Source organism: Leclercia sp. W6, from assembly GCF_003336345.1.
Classification (GTDB): Bacteria; Pseudomonadota; Gammaproteobacteria; order Enterobacterales; family Enterobacteriaceae; genus Enterobacter.
Genome location: NZ_CP031104.1, coordinates 2,209,192 through 2,226,255 on the forward strand (window position 1 = coordinate 2,209,192; position 17,064 = coordinate 2,226,255).

The window sequence follows — 17,064 nt, forward strand, 5'->3', positions numbered from 1 at the left end:
GCTCAATAAAGTTAGGACGTTGCTATACATTTGCCAGGAAAAACTGACAAATAGGGCACTATATGAGAAGGAATAATCCGAAACCGACGAACCCGGCCCAGACCAGCATCGGCAGCGACCAGAGGTGGAAGCGCCACCAGATACGGCGATCGTTTGCCATCCGCAGGGCGATGAGGTTTGCGAGGGAGCCCGGCAGCAAACCAAAGCCCCCGACATTCACCGCCCAGGCCAGTAACGCCGTCGGCGGCACATAGTTCAGCAGCAGAATGGTCGAGGGTACGTTGCTGATAAACTGCGACAGCCCGATGGCGGTGAGCCACAGCCCCGGCTGCGACAGATGGGTGACATTCTGCAGCATGCCCTGCAACGCTGGCACCTGAATCAGCAGGTGCACATCGATAAACATCGCCATAAACACCAGCAGCAGCGTCCAGTCGACGCTTATCAGCACCCGACGCGCCAGCAGCAGAAAGCCCCCCGCCACCAGCAGCACGCCCCATAGCTCCTGTTTCAGATCGAGAGCCACCAGAAAGACCAGATAGAGCGCCAGACAACTCCATGCCAGCCGCGGTTTCGCCTGAGCGATGGCGCTGCCGCTGTGATAGCGCAGCGGCGTTGCCGGGAAAGCAAACCAGCACAGCAGCGCCAGGGTTAACATCATCACCAGCGCCAGCGGCGCCATCTGCCAGGTAAAAGCGGCGAACGACAGTCCGGATCGCCCCCACAGCAGGATGTTTTGCGGGTTACCAATCGGGGTCAACAGCGACCCGGCGTTAACCGCCAGCGCCTCGAAGATGATCATCCGGTTGACCGGGATTTCGCACAGCTTGCGCAGCGTGAGCGTCAGCGGCACCACGATAAACAGCGCCACATCATTGGTCAGGAAGGTGGAGAGCAGCGCGGCTGAGAAGACCATAAACAGCGCCAGGCGCCGCTCGGTGGCGAAACGGCGCACCATCTTGCGCCCGAGAACGTCAAAAAAGCCGCTCTGCTCGACCCCTTTGGTGAGCATCATCAGCCCGGCGAGGGTAATAATGGTGTGCCAGTCGATGGCGGCAGGCCAGCGCTCAGGTGCGAAGGGAACCAGAAAACTGAGCCCAATCCCCACCACCAGCAACAGATGAAAGAAACGATCGCGGGCCAGCGCCCGCAGGCCTGGAAGGGTCATTCTGCGGCGGATCCGTGTTTCAGCGTAAAGGCCAGGAACTGCTGCAACGTCTCTTCGCTGACGTGGTGTTCCATTCCCTCGGCATCCCGGCGGGCAATCTCAGCGCTGACGCCCAGCACCAACAGGAAGTTTTCGACAATCTGATGGCGCTCGCGGCTCGCCTGCGCCAGCTTTTCCCCTTCCGGAGTGAGAAAGACGCCGCGCCAGGGGATCATTTCGATCAGGCCCACCGTGGCCAGACGCTTGAGCATTTTTGCCACCGTCGGCTGGGAAACGCCAAGACGCGCCGCCATATCCACCTGACGGGCCTCACCTACTTCGCGGATCAGATCCGAGATCAGCTCGACATAATCATCAATCAGCTCGCGGCGATGCGCTTCGCGAACCTGGCGAAAGCCTTCGACATGCTCTTCGACATTGACCAGTTGCGTCATTTTTTTTGTTGTTGGTTTACCTGCACGGCGATTCATTGTGCTTCCTCAATCCGGTGACACATCAAGCGTATCAATGCATAAGCGGCCATTGTAAACCATCGCTACACAAGCACAAAAAATTAACGTAATAGCCATAGCTATACAACATAGCCTGTGCTATATCTGTATGTAATGCAGTCACCCTTCAAGGATCGAAGGGATCAACCCGCAGGAGGTCATATGAACGAATTCAAGAGGTGTATGCGCGTGTTTAGCCACTCTCCCTTTAAGGTACGCTTAATGCTGCTGAATATGATTTGCGACATCATCAACGGCAAGCCAGAGCAGAACAAACCTTCCCACTAAGCGGCGTCGCGGTACGCCGCTTCATTTTTTTGTCATTTATCATCGCTATACTCCCTCGCGGACGGCTATTCCCCGATCTTTTTTACGGAAATGCAGCCCTCTTCGCAAAACCCCCCTTTTATATCTGTTGACGTTATACCTTACTGGCTCTATCTTCTTGCAGCCCTGCACTTTTTGCGGCTCGCAGATGCGGACCTCAATCCCCCTTCTACGCATTCTCAGGCAGGTTTTGACCCTTGGCGCCAGGGTGAGCACATGGCGTTTTCGCGATAGTGACCTATGAATTTAACCCTGAAAGAGACGCTCATTACCCGCAGCCGGGCCTTAAGCCCGTGGACGGGATTCTATTTTTTACAGTCGCTGCTGATTAACTTTGCCCTGGGCTACGAATTCAGCCTGCTGTATGCCGTTGCCTTCACCTGTATCCTGCATCTTTTGTGGCTCAGCGCGCCGCGATTGCAGAAAGGGGTGGTCGGCGTCTGCTCGCTGGTGGCGGCAATGTATTTCCCTTTTGGTCAGGCCTACGGCGCGCCAAACTTTAATACCCTGCTGGCGATGCACTCTACCAACATGGAAGAGTCGACGGAGATCCTCACCATCTTCCCGTGGTACAGCTATATCGTCGCCCTGTTTATCTTTGCGCTCGGCGTGATTGCCGTGCGCCGTAAGCCGCAGCCCAGAAACGCGTGGAGCAAAATCGACAGCCTGTGCCTGGTCTTCAGCGTGGTGGCCTTTTTCGTCGCCCCGGTGCAGAACCTGGCCTGGGGCGGCGTCTTTAAACTGAAAGATACCGGCTATCCGGTGTTTCGCTTCGTCAAAGATGTAGTGGTGAACAACCAGGAAGTGGTTGAAGAGCAGGCCCGGATGGCCGAACTGTCGCAGATGAAGGACACCTGGAACGTGCTGGGGGTAAAACCGAAGTATCACATCTATATGGTGGTGATCGGTGAAAGCGCCCGCCGCGATGCGCTGGGGGCCTTTGGCGGCCACTGGAGTAACACTCCGTTCGCCAGCAAGGTCAACGGCACGCTCTTTACCGACTACATTGCCGCCAGCGGTTCTACCCAGAAGTCTCTGGGGCTGACGCTTAACCGGGTGGTGGACAATAAGCCGCAGTATCAGGATAACTTTGTGACCCTCGCCAACCGCGCGGGCTTCCAGAGCTGGTGGTTCTCCAACCAGGGGCAGATCGGTGAATACGATACCGCCATCGCCAGCATTGCCAAACGGGCTGACGAAGTGCATTTCCTGAAAAGCGGTGATTTCGAGGCGGATAAAAATACCCGGGATGAGGCATTACTGAAGATGACCGAACAGGTCTTCAGCAGCCATCGCACCCAGCCGCAGCTGATCGTTCTGCACCTGATGGGTTCCCACCCGCAGGCCTGCGATCGCACTCAGGGAAAATATGCCGAGTTCGTGCAGTCGAAAGAGACCTCGTGCTATCTCTACACCATGACCCAGACCGATGACCTGCTCAGCAAGCTCTATGCTCAGCTGCAAAACACCGGCGAGAGCTTCTCAATGGTCTATTTTTCCGATCACGGGCTGGCGTTCAAAGAGCGCGGAAAAGAGGTGCAGTATCTGGCGCACGACGACGCTTATCAGCAGAACTTCCAGGTGCCGTTTATGGTGCTGTCGAGCGATGACAAAGCCCATCGCATCATCAAAGCGCGCCGCTCAGCGAATGATTTCTTAAGTTTCTTCTCGCAGTGGACGGGGATCAGGGCCAAAGAGATCGCGAATAAGTACCGCTTCCTGTCGAACGATAAAGCGCCGCCAGTGTATGTGACCAACTTTAAATTACAGAAAGTGGATTACAACCATCTGGGGACGGATCTGTTTGAGACGAAAAGCCGGTAAATTTTTTCTGTCGCAGCAATAACATAATTACAGAACAATAAACGTCTTACAGCGGCTCCCTGGTCCGGCTGAAAATCGCCGAAGCGTTGACCGTAGGCCGGGGCGAGGCGCAGGGATGCGCCGAGAGGGCGTGACCTACAGGGATGCGCCGAGAGGGCGTGACCTACAGGGATGTAGGATCACGCCCGACCCGATAGCCGGAGGGCATAAGCTGAGGGTACCGCAACGCGGCGATTTTCTTTGCCGGGAGCCGGGATTGTTAAGGGGGCGGCGGTAGCCCCCTTAACACGTTCACAGGTGACGCTGCTGGAAGAGAAGCACAGAACATGAAGTGAACGGAACAAACCTCCGAGCCGCATATTCTCCTCATCCCCTCCTCTATCCAACATGATGGGGAGAAAAACAAAAAAACCCGCCGAAGCGGGTTTTTATATTGGCTCACCGAAGTGATTAGAAGCGGTAACCTACGCCCGCGATCCAGGTGCCAACGTCAACGTTACGGATGCGGCTCTGCTCATAGGAGAAGTCCAGCGCAACGTTTTCAACTGGGTTGAACTGCATACCTGCGCCATAGGAGAAACCGTAGTCGCTGTTGCTTGCAGTGCGGTTGAAGCCCTGGTTTTCAGTCTGCTGGAATTTACCGTAGCCAACACCCACAACACCGTAGATGCTTGCCCAGTCGTTCAGACGGTAAGCCGGGCCAGCGGTGATGCCGTAGTACTGACCTTTGTTGTACGCGCCGTCTTCAGAACGGTCTTTCTCGGTGTAGGTGAAGGAACCGATAACACCCAGTGGGTTGTTATCCTGCTCGTAGCGATATTTCAGGTTGAAACCGTTGGTTTTGTTCATTACGCCCTGCATATCGCTCTGAGCGTAACCGCCAGTAACGGTGGACGTATCTGCCATTGCGGAACCTGCGGAAACAGCCAGAACGGCCGCCAGTGCTGAAAGACATGCAATTTTTTTCATAACCACCTCAAATGTGCTTCAAGTAAATCCGTAAGTTTTAAATATATCAAAAAAACTTGTGAACTCTTTGTGATTCGTGATGTCTAACGCGGGTTTTCATGTAACTAAACATTTCTACCAGCAGCTATCTTGTTCAAAAAACACCACATTTGTGTTTCATAACGCTAATAGTGCGCGTCAGTCACAATACATTCATCCAGATGATTCCTAATCTGTTACAGAAATCATCCTGCCGTATGAGGCCATTTTACGGATTTGTGACGACTTTTTTTCAACAAAGTCTCAACCGCCCGGCGTTATTTCCTTTACACTCCTCCTCTTTACTTCCTTTGACACAAACTGACAGGAGAAAGGATGCCTGGGTTGTCTCGCAGGGCGCCGGTCTGGTTGCCCGTAATCGTCATTCTTATTGCCATGCTCTCCATTCAGAGCGGCGCTTCGCTGGCAAAATCGCTCTTTCCGGTAGTGGGTGCCCCTGGCGTGACGGCGCTGCGTATTGCGCTCGGCACCCTGATCCTGGTTGTGATTTTTAAACCCTGGCGGTTGCGCTTTCAGAAGGAGCAGCGCCTGCCCCTGCTCTTTTATGGACTGTCGCTGGGGGCGATGAACTACCTCTTTTACCTGTCGATTCAGACGGTGCCGCTGGGGATCGCCGTGGCGCTGGAGTTCACCGGCCCGCTGGCGGTAGCGCTTTTCTCCTCCCGACGTCCGGTGGACTTTATCTGGGTGGTGCTGGCGGTGCTCGGGCTATGGTTTCTTCTGCCGCTGGGCCAGGACGTCTCGCACGTTGATCTCACCGGCGCAGCGCTGGCGCTGGGGGCAGGTGCCTGCTGGGCCATCTATATTCTGACCGGACAGCGCGCCGGCGAAGAGCACGGCCCCGCCACCGTGGCGCTGGGATCGCTTATCGCCGCCATAGTTTTCGTTCCTCTGGGGATGGCCCAGGCCACAGAATCGATCTGGCAGTGGTCAATCCTGCCGGTGGGGCTGGCGGTGGCGGTGCTCTCCACCGCGCTCCCCTACTCGCTGGAGATGATTGCCCTCACGCGTCTGCCGACGCGAATTTTCGGTACCCTGATGAGTATGGAACCGGCGCTGGCGGCGATATCCGGAATGATATTCCTCGGCGAAACCCTGACCTTCACCCAGACGCTGGCGCTCTGCTCGATCATTGCCGCCTCGATGGGTTCGACCCTCACCCTGCGCCGGGAGAGTAAAGTCGAAGAGGTGGATATTCGCTAGCGGGCGTTATTTTGCCGGGGAGCGGTTCCCCGGCAAAATATTCCCATTCGCATTAGCGTCATTATTTTGAAATATTTCCCGCCCCTCCTTCAAAGTCCTTCAAAAATAAGATTAATTTACCCATCGATATAAGTATCCATTTATTTTCAAGCACTTATATATCACAACCAACCTTTTACTATTAAACCGATAGGCAGGACCCGGTCGCGCTATCTATAGCCGGTGCTATACTTAATTCCGAAATAACTTTGGACGCCAACATCAAGAGGAAATGAGATTATGCCTACCGCTAAACTGGTAAAAACAAAAGCACCTAATCTGCTGTATACCCGTAACGATGTGTCAGACAGCGATAAGAAAGCGACGATTGAGCTGCTGAATCGCCAGGTGATCCAGTTCATTGACCTGTCCCTGATTACTAAACAGGCTCACTGGAATATGCGCGGTGCCAACTTTATTGCTGTGCATGAGATGCTGGATGGCTTCCGCACTGCACTGACTACTCACCTGGATACCATGGCTGAACGTGCCGTGCAGCTGGGCGGCGTGGCGCTGGGTACAACCCAGGTGATCAACAGCAAAACCCCGCTGAAGAGCTACCCGCTGGATATCCACAGCGTTCAGGACCACCTGAAAGAGCTGGCGGATCGTTATGCTGTTGTCGCCAACGACGTGCGTAAAGCGATTGGCGAAGTGAAAGACGAAGACACGGCAGATATCCTGACCGCGGCATCCCGCGACCTGGATCAGTTCCTGTGGTTCATCGAGTCTAACATCGAGTAATCCATAGCATTTTGCTATCACACCCTCGCTTATGGCGGGGGTTTTGCACTTTCATGGTGCAGTCATTTCTCCTCTCCCCCGCCAAACGTAAAGCATTTGTAATAATCACCTCACACAATCGTTAATGAAAGATTGTTTTCTCATCAATATTTGCGCTAAATAGCATAACCGTTAGTGATGGCGTTTCACTGCACCAAAACAGTGCTTCGTTATGGTGCAACTGACCGCCATTGTGACCTTTTTTGTGCAATGAAATCCGTCCTGGCCTTGCAAAAACAACACGTTGTAAAGTTGGCACGATTTTTTCATAGAACGTTCGTTCTCGCAGGGGATCGCCCCGTGGATATAAAAGGAAATGCTATGAAGTCTGTATTAAAAGTTTCACTGGCTGCACTTACCCTGGCTTTTGCGGTCTCTTCTCAGGCTGCTGATAAGAAACTGATTGTTGCCACCGACACCGCCTTCGTACCGTTCGAATTTAAACAGGGCGACCAGTACGTTGGTTTTGACGTGGATCTGTGGGCGGCTATCGCGAAAGAACTGAAGCTTGACTACACCCTGAAGCCTATGGACTTCAGCGGCATTGTGCCGGCACTGCAAACCAAAAACGTTGACCTGGCGCTGGCCGGTATCACCATTACTGACGCACGTAAAAAAGCGATCGACTTCTCTGACGGCTACTACAAAAGCGGCCTGCTGGTGATGGTGAAAGCGGATAACAACGACGTTAAAAGCGTGAAAGATCTCGACGGCAAAGTGGTTGCGGTGAAGAGCGGCACCGGTTCTGTTGATTACGCTAAGGCCAACATCAAATCGAAAGATCTGCGCCAGTTCCCGAACATCGACAACGCCTACATGGAACTCGGCACCAACCGTGCTGACGCCGTGCTGCACGACACGCCAAACATCCTTTACTTCATCAAAACCGCAGGCAATGGCAAGTTCAAAGCGGTAGGTGATTCCCTGGAAGCACAGGAATACGGTATCGCCTTCCCGAAAGGCAGCGACGAGCTGCGTACTAAAGTGAACGGCGCACTGAAAACCCTGCGCGAGAACGGCACTTACAACGAAATCTATAAAAAATGGTTCGGTACTGAACCTAAATAATTCAGCCTGATCCAGGCTCTGTCAGGCCCGGTGGCGCGCGCTCACCGGGCCTGCAATTTTAGTCACGCACATTGTCGCTGACTGTTTGTTTTCACCACGGTATACAGGAACTCATCATGCAGTTTGACTGGAGCGCCATCTGGCCCGCCATTCCTCTTTTGCTTGAAGGCGCCAAAATGACCCTGTGGATTTCGGTCCTCGGTCTGGTTGGCGGGTTGATTATCGGCCTTGTCGCCGGTTTTGCCCGCACCTACGGCGGCTGGATAGCCAACCACGTAGCGCTGGTTTTCATCGAAGTGATCCGCGGCACGCCGATTGTGGTGCAGGTGATGTTTATCTACTTCGCCCTGCCGATGGCCTTTACCGACCTGCGCATTGACCCGTTCAGCGCGGCGGTGGTCACCATCATGATCAACTCCGGTGCCTATATCGCCGAGATCACCCGCGGTGCGGTACTGTCGATCCATAAAGGCTTCAGCGAGGCTGGTCTGGCGCTGGGTCTCTCCCGTCGCGAAACCATCCGCCACGTGATCCTGCCGCTGGCGCTACGCCGTATGCTGCCACCGCTGGGTAACCAGTGGATCATCAGCATTAAAGACACTTCGCTGTTCATTGTTATCGGCGTGGCTGAACTGACCCGTCAGGGCCAGGAGATCATTGCCGGTAACTTCCGTGCGCTGGAGATCTGGAGCGCCGTGGCCGTGGTCTATCTGATTATTACGCTGGCGCTGAGCTTCGTGCTGCGTCGTCTTGAAAAAAGGATGAAAATCCTGTGATTGAATTTAAAAACGTTTCCAAGCACTTTGGTCAGACCCAGGTGCTGCACAACATCGACCTGACTATTCAGACCGGCGAAGTGGTGGTCATTATCGGGCCGTCCGGCTCCGGTAAATCGACCCTGCTGCGCTGCATCAACAAACTGGAAGAGATCACCAGCGGCGATCTGATTGTCGATGGCCTTAAGGTTAACGACCCGAAAGTGGACGAACGCCTGATCCGCCAGGAAGCGGGCATGGTGTTCCAGCAGTTTTATCTCTTCCCGCACCTGACGGCGCTGGAAAACGTGATGTTTGGCCCCCTGCGCGTGCGCGGTGCCGACAAAGCGGCAGCCGAGCGGCTTGCGAAAGAGCTGCTGGCGAAAGTGGGTCTGGCGGAGCGCGGGCATCACTACCCGTCCGAGCTCTCCGGCGGTCAGCAGCAGCGCGTGGCCATCGCCCGTGCGCTGGCGGTGAAACCAAAGATGATGCTGTTCGATGAGCCAACCTCGGCCCTCGACCCTGAACTGCGCCACGAAGTGCTGAAGGTTATGCAGGACCTGGCGGAAGAAGGGATGACCATGGTGATCGTGACCCACGAAATCGGCTTTGCCGAGAAAGTGGCCTCACGCCTGATTTTCATCGACAAAGGTCGTATTGCCGAAGATGGTAATCCGCAGGCGTTGATTAAGAACCCACCGAGCCAGCGTTTGCAGGAGTTTTTGCAGCACGTTTCGTAAGTTTTTGCCTTTTGTAAGCCGGGTAGGCGTAGCCGCCACCCGGCTTTTTTATTGCCGGAATTCTCCCAAAAACCCCCCGCTTCCGCCCGCCTTCTATACTTATCACTTTGCACAATTTTGTCACCGGAGGACATCGTGCCGTGGATTTTGCTGCTCCTGATAAGCCTGTTTTGTCTGCCTGCCCAGGCCGTCAGCCTGCCGGGCATTCCCGCCGCTACCGCCAGCGAGCAGAGCACCCCGCCACCGGAGCCGGACGTTGAGCAGAAAAAGGCGGCCTACTCGGCGCTGGCAGATGTGCTGGAAAATGACGCCTCGCGCAAGGAGCTGATCGATCAGCTGCGCAGCGTGGCTGCCACACCGCCTGAGACACCGGTGCCTAAAATAACCCCGCCGGAGATCACCGAAGAGAAAACGGTGCTGGAGAACGTCACTGATATCAGCCGTCACTATGGCGATGCCCTCGCCTCCCGTTTCGCCCAGCTCTACCGCAACCTGATCGGCTCCCCGCATAAGGCCTTTAACCCGCAAACCTTCACCGCCGCCGCGCAGCAGTTTCTGATCCTGGCCGGACTGGTCTTTGCCTTTTACTGGATGGTGAGGCTCTGCGCCTGGCCGTTGTACCGCAAAATGGGGAGCTGGGGGCGCAAAAAGAACCGCGAAACCAGCAGTTGGGTTCATCTGCCGCTGACCATCGCCGCGGCCTTTATTATCGATCTGCTGCTGCTGGCGCTAACCCTGTTTATTGGCCAGATGCTGCGCGAGTACCTCAACACCGGCAACCCGACCATTGCCTTCCAGCAGGCGCTGTTCCTCAATGCCTTCGCGCTGATTGAATTCTTCAAAGCGATCCTGCGGTTGATATTTTGCCCGCGGGTGCCCGATCTGCGACCTTTCGCCATTAACGACAGCGCCGCGCAGTACTGGTCGCTACGCCTGAGTATTCTGAGCGGCCTTATCGGCTATGGCCTGCTGGTGGCGGTGCCGATTATCTCCAATCAGGTCAACGTGCAGATTGGCGCCCTGGCCAACGTGCTGATCATGCTCTGTATTACCGTCTGGGCGCTGTACCTGATCTTTCATAACAAGCGCGCCATTACCGAGGGGCTGCTCCACCTTGCCGACCGTTCGCTGGCCTTCTTCAGCCTGTTTATTCGCGCTTTTGCCCTCGTGTGGCACTGGCTGGCGAGCGCCTATTTTATTGTGCTCTGCTTCTTCTCCCTGTTCGATCCGGGTAACAGCCTCAAGTTTATGATGGGGGCGACCTTCCGCAGCCTGGCCATCGTCGGCATTGCCGCCTTCGTGTCGGGGCTGCTCTCCCGCTGGCTGGCTAAAACCATCACCCTCTCACCGCACGTGCAGCGCAGCTACCCGGAGCTGCAAAAACGGCTCAACGGCTGGATCTCCGTGTCGCTGAAGGTGGCGCGGTTCCTGACGGTCTGCGTGGCCATTATGCTGCTGCTCAGCGCCTGGGGGCTGTTCGATTTCTGGAACTGGCTGCACAACGGCGCAGGGGAAAAGACGGTCGATATTCTGATCCGTATCGCGCTGATCCTCTTCTTCTCCGCCATCGGCTGGACGATCCTGGCGAGCCTGATCGAAAACCGGCTGGCGTCAGATATTCATGGCCGTCCACTGCCCAGCGCCCGCGCCCGAACGCTGCTGACGCTGTTTCGTAACGCGCTGGCGGTGGTCATCAGCACCATTACCATCATGATTGTGCTCTCGGAAATTGGCGTCAACATCGCTCCGCTGCTGGCAGGGGCCGGGGCGCTGGGGCTGGCGATCTCTTTTGGTTCCCAGACGCTGGTGAAGGACATCATCACCGGGATCTTTATTCAGTTTGAAAACGGGATGAATACCGGGGATCTGGTGACCATCGGGCCGCTGACCGGCACGGTGGAGCGGATGTCGATTCGTTCGGTGGGGGTGCGGCAGGATACCGGGGCGTATCACATCATTCCGTGGTCATCGATCACTACCTTTGCCAACTTTGTCCGCGGCATCGGGTCGGTGGTGGCGAACTATGACGTGGACAGGCATGAAGATGCCGAAAAAGCGAAAGATGCGCTGAAAGCGGCAGTGGATGAGCTGCTGGAAAGAGATGATATTCGCGGGCTGATTATCGGCGAGCCGTCGTTTGCCGGGATTGTCGGCCTGACCAGCACCGCCTTTACTCTGCGCGTGTCGTTCACCACCCAGCCGCTGAAACAGTGGACGGTGCGTTTCGCCCTCGACAGCATGGTGAAAAAGCACTTTGACCTGGCGAACGTGCGGATGCCGGTACAGATGTATCAGCTGTTGCCGTCGCCGGGCCCGACACCACCGGCACCGCAGGAGCCCACCCTGTAGCCCCGGTAAGCGCAGCGCCACCGGGGAGAAGCGGTTAACGCTGGCGGCGTTTGGCGTTGTCCATAAAGGTCCAGGCGATAAAGCGGCTCTGCTTCTGTCCCTGGGCCATCTCTTTTTTCACCACTTTCACCGCACCGACGTCGGTCAGGGCGCGGTAGAGGGGCGGCAGGTTTTCGCTGCGGGAGACCAGGGTGGTAAACCACTTCACCTGACGGGCAAACTGGGCGCTTTCGGCGATCATCTTCGTGATAAAGGCCACTTCGCCGCCTTCGCACCACAGCTCCTGCTGCTGGCCGCCGAAGTTCAGCGCGGCATCGGCCGCCTGGCCGAGGTTGCGACGCTTACGCTCGCTGCCCGCCCGGGCGGATTCAGCGGAATCATGGAACGGCGGATTGCACAGGGTGGCGTCGTACTGTTCGTTTTTATGGATGATACCCGTGAAGATCGCCGAGGCCTCTTTCTGACGCCGCAGACGGATGGCGCGGCTCATGCCGGGGTTACCGTTAATGATGGCCGTGGCGTTGGCAAACGCCTGCGGGTCCACTTCGCTGCCGGTAAAGCGCCAGCCATATTCATGCACACCAATCAGCGGATAAATGAGGTTCGAGCCGGTGCCAATATCCAGGAGGGTTGCCTCTGCGGGAACGACGCCATTGTTACCCTCCGCCAGCAGATCGGCGAGATGGTGAATATAGTCGGCACGCCCCGGCACCGGTGGGCAGAGATAGCCGTCCGGAATATCCCACTGCGTTACCCCGTAGAAATGCATCAGCAGCGCTTTATTCAGCGTCTTCACCGCCTGTGGATCGGCGAAGTTCACCGTTGGCTCGCCTGTAGGCGTCTGGGTGATAAATTCGCGCAGCGCCGGACAGCTCTCGCATAAGGCATTCATGTCGTAACGGCTACGGTGGCGGTTGCGAGGATGCAACCCCGGCTTCTGGGATGTCATGGCGTTCTCCTGTAAACAGCGGCGTAAGATACCCGTTGCGGGCGCAACGGTAAATATTTCTCTGCGCCGCAGAATAAAATACCAGAAATCAGTCACCTGTATGTCGCTGATTTGTCATGAAATTGTCAAAAAATGTCGTTCAAAAAATAAGCAGATCATCATCAATTTTTTGCCCTAAATCACACTCTGCCTCGTTCTACACTTAGTGTGCATCACCCGTTGTCAATCAGAGGAAGTGATTATGAAAAAATACCTGGTAATGCTCGCTGCCGCTTCACTGGCAGGTGCGTCGTTTGCTGCATGGTCAATCGAATCACTCAGCAATGGCGATACCGGTCAACTGAGACCAGCCGGAACCGTGCAGGCTTCTGGCGCAAGAGACCTTGACGATCTGCAGGACAAACTGGCTGAAAAAGCGCGTGAACAAGGTGCTAAAGGCTATGTGGTGAATTCTGCCAGCGGCGATAACACCATGTTCGGTACCGCCACGATTTACAAGTAATCCCCCGCCCTGCACTGCAACTGCAACTGCATCCCCCGGGGTGCAGTTATTTTTTGCCCAAAATCCACTTTGTGAAGTTTTTTAGCAGGCAATGTAAATTTACGTATTTCATTTTGTTGACGAGAGTGATAAAAAGTCACGCCAAATGATAATGTTTATCAAAATAATTATCATTTGTAGGCTCATTACGGATATCACGTGGCACAGGATAAGGCGCAGACCTGCCTGACAACGTAATGGAAACTCAATACTAAAAATTATAAGTCGCTAAACAATATGGATAAAAATCGCAACGTTCCGAACAGCTTTAACTCGCTGACCTTTTTTGCGGGTCTGTGTATCGGTCTTTCCCCGGTGGCGACAGCTCTTGCCGCAGACAGCACGGATAACAAACCTGACGATACCCTGGTGGTAGAGGCCGCCCAGCCTTCGCTCTATGCCCCACAGAAGTCTGCCGACGCCAAATTCAGCCGCCCGGTGGCAGACACGACTCGTACCATGACGGTGATCTCCGAGCAGGTGCTGAAGGATCAGGGCACCACCAATCTGACCGACGCGCTGAAAAACGTCCCGGGTGTCGGCGCCTTCTTTGCCGGTGAAAACGGCAACTCCACCACCGGCGACGCAGTCTACATGCGCGGCGTGGATACCTCGAACAGCATCTACGTTGACGGTATTCGCGACATCAGCACCACCACCCGTGACACCTTCAACACCGAACAGGTGGAAGTGATCAAAGGGCCGTCCGGCAGCGATTACGGACGCAGCGCCCCGAGCGGCTCGATCAATATGATCAGCAAACAGCCGCGTCTGGATTCCGGTATTGATGCCTCTGCCAGCATTGGCAGCGCCTATATGCGCCGTGGAACCCTCGATATTAACCAGGTGATGGGCGATACCTCGGCATTTCGTCTGAACCTGATGGGGGAAAAAACTCACGATGAAGGGCGCGATAACGTTAAAAACGAGCGCTACGGCGTGGCCCCTTCCCTTGCCCTGGGGCTGGGAACGGAAAACCGCCTCTACCTGAACTACCTGCATGTCACCCAGCACAACACCCCGGATGGCGGGATCCCGACCATCGGGTTGCCGGGCTACTCTGCCCCATCGGCGGGCACCGCGGCGCTGAATCACTCCGGCAAGGTAAACACCAGCAACTTCTACGGCACCGATTCCGATTACGACGATTCTACATCTGACACCGCCACGATGCGCTTTGAGCACGACTTTAACGACAATACCACCGTGCGCAACACCACGCGCTGGTCGCGGGTGAAGCAGGATTATCTGATGACCGCCGTGATGGGCGGGGCCAGCAATATCACCCAGCCGGATCGCAACAACGTGGACACCTGGACCTGGTCGCGCAACGCCAACACCAAAGATGTCAGCAACAAGATCCTCACCAACCAGACCAACCTGACCACCAAATTTTATACCGGCAGCGTCGGGCACGACATCAGCACCGGGGTGGAGTTCACCCGCGAAACCCAGACCAACTACGGCGTGGATGCCCTCACCCCGCCGCCGGTCAATATCTATCATCCGAACAGCAATATCGATATCGGCGGTCTGAACAACAGCGGCGCCAACGCCAATGGCCGGACCGATACCTTCGGTCTGTACGCCTTCGATACGTTGCAGGTCACCCGTGATTTCGAGCTGAACGGCGGGGTTCGTCTGGACACGTACCATACCGAATATGACAGCGCCAGCATCTGCGGCGGCACGGGGCGTGGGGCTGTGGCCTGCCCGGCCGGCACGCCGAAAGGTTCCCCGGTCACGACGGTTGATACCGCCACCTCCGGTAACCTGGTCAACTGGAAGGCTGGGGCGCTTTATCACCTGAACGAATACGGCAACGTCTATGTGAACTACGCCATCTCCCAGCAGCCGCCGGGCGGCAATAACTTCGCGCTGGCCCAGGGCGGAACCGGCAGCAGCGCCAACCGCACCGACTTTAAGCCGCAGAAGGCCAAAACCAGCGAGCTGGGCACCAAATGGCAAGTGCTCGATAAGCGTCTGCTGCTGACCGCGGCGATCTTCCGCACCGACATTGAAAACGAAGTCGAGCAGAACGACGACGGCACTTACTCCCAGTACGGTAAAAAACGCGTCGAGGGTTATGAGCTGTCGGCAGCGGGTAACATCACCCCGGCCTGGCAGGTGATCGGCGGCTATACCCAGCAGCGCGCCAGCGTGCGCACCGGCAATGACGTGGCGCAGGATGGCACCTCTTCCCTGCCGTATACCCCGGAACATGCCTTCACCCTGTGGAGCCAGTACCAGGCCACGGACGATCTCTCCGTTGGCGCAGGCGCCCGCTATATTGGCAGTATGCATCGCGGCGCTGACGGCGCGGTGGGTACGCCATCGTTTACCGAAGGGTATTGGGTGGCGGATGCCAAACTGGGTTATCGCGTCAACCGCAACCTCGACATGCAGCTCAACGTCTACAACCTGTTTGATGAAGACTATGTCGCGTCCATTAACAAGAGCGGCTACCGCTACCATCCGGGCGAGCCACGCACCTTTATGTTAACGGCGAACATGCACTTCTGATCCCGCGTGGGGCTTCGGCCTCACCTTTCAGTGCACTTCTGTTCGCGCGTGGGGCTGCAGCTCCATGCTTCGGAGAACCATTATGATGTATCACATTCCGAGCGTGCTGAACGCCGATGAGGTAGCGCAGTTTTGCGCCCAACTGGACCAGGCCCCCTGGATTGACGGGCGCGCTACGGTAGGCAACCAGGGCGCGCAGGTTAAAAACAACCAGCAGGTCGACACCCAAAGCCCGCTGTATGCCACGCTACAGGCCGCGGTATTGCAGGCGGTGAATCAGCACCCGCTCTTTTTTGCCGCCGCTCTGCCGCGCCAGATCTCAAGCCCGCTGTTTAACCGCTACCAGCAGCAGGAAACCTACGGTTTTCACGTTGACGGCGCCGTGCGCAGCCATCCACAAAGCGGCTGGATGCGGACCGATCTCTCCGCCACCCTCTTTTTAAGCGACCCCGACAGCTACGAGGGCGGCGAGCTGGTGGTGAACGACACCTACGGCCAGCACAGCCTCAAGCTCCCGGCGGGGGATCTGGTGCTCTATCCCTCCAGCAGCCTGCACTGCGTCACGCCGGTCACCCGCGGCGTGCGGGTAGCCTCCTTTATGTGGATCCAGTCGATGATCCGCGATGATAAAAAGCGCGGCATGCTGTTCGAGCTGGATCGCAACATCCAGATCCTTCGCGCCCGCCACGGCGAAAGCGACGAAGTGCTCTCCCTGCTGAATCTCTATCACAACCTGCTGCGTGAATGGTCTGAAATCTAGCCGTTCGCCTTGATTGTACGTTTTTTGGCCCCATAGTTACTGAACAGCGCAATAACCTGTCAGGAGGGGTCTATGGCTTCCGGTTGGGCGAATGATGACGCCGTTAACGAACAGATCAACAGTACCATTGAAGATGCGGTGGCGCGGGCGCGGGGCGAAATTCCGCGAGGCGAAAGCCTGAAATTCTGCGAAGAGTGTGAAGAGCCGATCCCCGAGGCGCGGCGTAAAGCGGTGCCTGGCGTGCGGCTGTGCATCGCCTGTCAGCAGGAGAAAGATTCACATAACGCATCACACGCAGGATATAATCGCAGAGGATCGAAAGACAGCCAGTTGCGATGACTGGCCGGACGGCGACATCGCCACGCAAGCGATTACCTTTTAGCGCACGCTTTTTCACCGCAGGTTTGGCAAAATGTGCCCTCACCGCCGCGTCTGTAAAGCGCAACGGCAAGAAACGTAAATCCATTCACTGAATTTATTAATATTCAATAACTTATTTGTCATTCAAATTTTTCGAATGATGACGTCAATTCTCT

Annotated in this window: 16 protein-coding genes; 12 read left to right on the top strand and 4 right to left on the bottom strand. The window is 56.0% G+C overall.

Features of this window, described 5'->3' with window-relative positions:
• Nucleotides 1-58: 58 nt before the first annotated feature.
• The gene (locus DVA43_RS10835) at nucleotides 59-1,168 is read right to left on the bottom strand and encodes an anion transporter (protein ID WP_114315553.1); all 1,110 of its coding nucleotides are present in this window, start codon (nucleotides 1,166-1,168) and stop codon (nucleotides 59-61) included.
• Nucleotides 1,165-1,638: a manganese-binding transcriptional regulator MntR gene (gene mntR, locus DVA43_RS10840; RefSeq protein WP_114315554.1), complete on the bottom strand. Its 474-nt coding sequence runs from the start codon at nucleotides 1,636-1,638 to the stop codon at nucleotides 1,165-1,167. The genes DVA43_RS10835 and mntR overlap by 4 nt, the downstream gene beginning before the upstream one ends.
• A 183-nt stretch (nucleotides 1,639-1,821) precedes the next feature.
• On the opposite strand from mntR, the gene mntS reads away from it, so the two are divergent.
• Together mntS and DVA43_RS10850 are read left to right on the top strand one after the other, a co-directional pair.
• Nucleotides 1,822-1,947, top strand: a complete 126-nt coding sequence (gene mntS, locus DVA43_RS10845) for a manganase accumulation protein MntS (RefSeq protein WP_103178798.1) — start codon at nucleotides 1,822-1,824, stop codon at nucleotides 1,945-1,947.
• Nucleotides 1,948-2,226: 279 nt separating this feature from the next.
• Nucleotides 2,227-3,810, top strand: a complete 1,584-nt coding sequence (locus tag DVA43_RS10850; protein ID WP_114315555.1) for a phosphoethanolamine transferase — start codon at nucleotides 2,227-2,229, stop codon at nucleotides 3,808-3,810.
• 450 nt (nucleotides 3,811-4,260) lie between these two features.
• On the opposite strand, the gene ompX is transcribed toward DVA43_RS10850, so the two are convergent.
• A complete protein-coding gene (gene ompX, locus DVA43_RS10855) occupies nucleotides 4,261-4,779 on the bottom strand; it encodes an outer membrane protein OmpX (protein ID WP_114315556.1) in 519 nt (172 codons plus the stop codon).
• A 354-nt stretch (nucleotides 4,780-5,133) separates the two neighbouring features.
• Here ompX and rhtA point away from each other — a divergent pair, with 354 nt between their 5' ends.
• From rhtA to ybiO, 6 genes are all read left to right on the top strand, one after another.
• Nucleotides 5,134-6,021, top strand: a complete 888-nt coding sequence (gene rhtA, locus DVA43_RS10860; protein ID WP_114315557.1) for a threonine/homoserine exporter RhtA — start codon at nucleotides 5,134-5,136, stop codon at nucleotides 6,019-6,021.
• A 279-nt stretch (nucleotides 6,022-6,300) separates the two neighbouring features.
• Nucleotides 6,301-6,804 carry a DNA starvation/stationary phase protection protein Dps gene (dps, locus tag DVA43_RS10865; protein ID WP_103178794.1) on the top strand — a complete coding sequence of 168 codons (504 nt, stop codon included), beginning with the start codon at nucleotides 6,301-6,303 and terminating at the stop codon, nucleotides 6,802-6,804.
• A 360-nt stretch (nucleotides 6,805-7,164) separates the two neighbouring features.
• Nucleotides 7,165-7,911 carry a glutamine ABC transporter substrate-binding protein GlnH gene (gene glnH, locus DVA43_RS10870; protein ID WP_103178793.1) on the top strand — a complete coding sequence of 249 codons (747 nt, stop codon included), beginning with the start codon at nucleotides 7,165-7,167 and terminating at the stop codon, nucleotides 7,909-7,911.
• Nucleotides 7,912-8,027: 116 nt separating this feature from the next.
• Complete coding sequence (gene glnP / locus DVA43_RS10875) at nucleotides 8,028-8,687, top strand: glutamine ABC transporter permease GlnP (protein ID WP_103823501.1); 660 nt, start codon at nucleotides 8,028-8,030, stop codon at nucleotides 8,685-8,687.
• Nucleotides 8,684-9,406 carry a glutamine ABC transporter ATP-binding protein GlnQ gene (gene glnQ, locus DVA43_RS10880; protein WP_114315558.1) on the top strand — a complete coding sequence of 241 codons (723 nt, stop codon included), beginning with the start codon at nucleotides 8,684-8,686 and terminating at the stop codon, nucleotides 9,404-9,406. The genes glnP and glnQ overlap by 4 nt, the downstream gene beginning before the upstream one ends.
• A gap of 135 nt (nucleotides 9,407-9,541) precedes the next feature.
• Nucleotides 9,542-11,755 carry a mechanosensitive channel protein gene (gene ybiO / locus DVA43_RS10885; RefSeq protein WP_114315559.1) on the top strand — a complete coding sequence of 738 codons (2,214 nt, stop codon included), beginning with the start codon at nucleotides 9,542-9,544 and terminating at the stop codon, nucleotides 11,753-11,755.
• 34 nt (nucleotides 11,756-11,789) lie between these two features.
• Here ybiO and rlmF read toward each other — a convergent pair whose 3' ends face one another.
• Nucleotides 11,790-12,704: a 23S rRNA (adenine(1618)-N(6))-methyltransferase RlmF gene (gene rlmF, locus DVA43_RS10890; protein WP_168194493.1), complete on the bottom strand. Its 915-nt coding sequence runs from the start codon at nucleotides 12,702-12,704 to the stop codon at nucleotides 11,790-11,792.
• Nucleotides 12,705-12,945: 241 nt separating this feature from the next.
• On the opposite strand from rlmF, the gene mcbA reads away from it, so the two are divergent.
• The 4 genes from mcbA (at nucleotide 12,946) to DVA43_RS10915 (ending at nucleotide 16,867) form a co-directional block, all read left to right on the top strand.
• Entirely contained in the window at nucleotides 12,946-13,206 is a 261-nt protein-coding gene (gene mcbA / locus DVA43_RS10900; RefSeq protein WP_103178789.1) for a DUF1471 family periplasmic protein McbA, read from the top strand.
• Nucleotides 13,207-13,482: 276 nt separating this feature from the next.
• Nucleotides 13,483-15,768: a catecholate siderophore receptor Fiu gene (locus tag DVA43_RS10905; protein WP_114315561.1), complete on the top strand. Its 2,286-nt coding sequence runs from the start codon at nucleotides 13,483-13,485 to the stop codon at nucleotides 15,766-15,768.
• 82 nt (nucleotides 15,769-15,850) lie between these two features.
• Entirely contained in the window at nucleotides 15,851-16,528 is a 678-nt protein-coding gene (gene ybiX, locus DVA43_RS10910) for a PKHD-type hydroxylase YbiX (RefSeq protein WP_114315562.1), read from the top strand.
• Nucleotides 16,529-16,600: 72 nt separating this feature from the next.
• On the top strand, nucleotides 16,601-16,867 hold the full coding sequence (locus DVA43_RS10915) for a DksA/TraR family C4-type zinc finger protein (RefSeq protein ID WP_039029401.1): 267 nt from the start codon (nucleotides 16,601-16,603) through the stop codon (nucleotides 16,865-16,867).
• Nucleotides 16,868-17,064 lie beyond the last annotated feature (197 nt).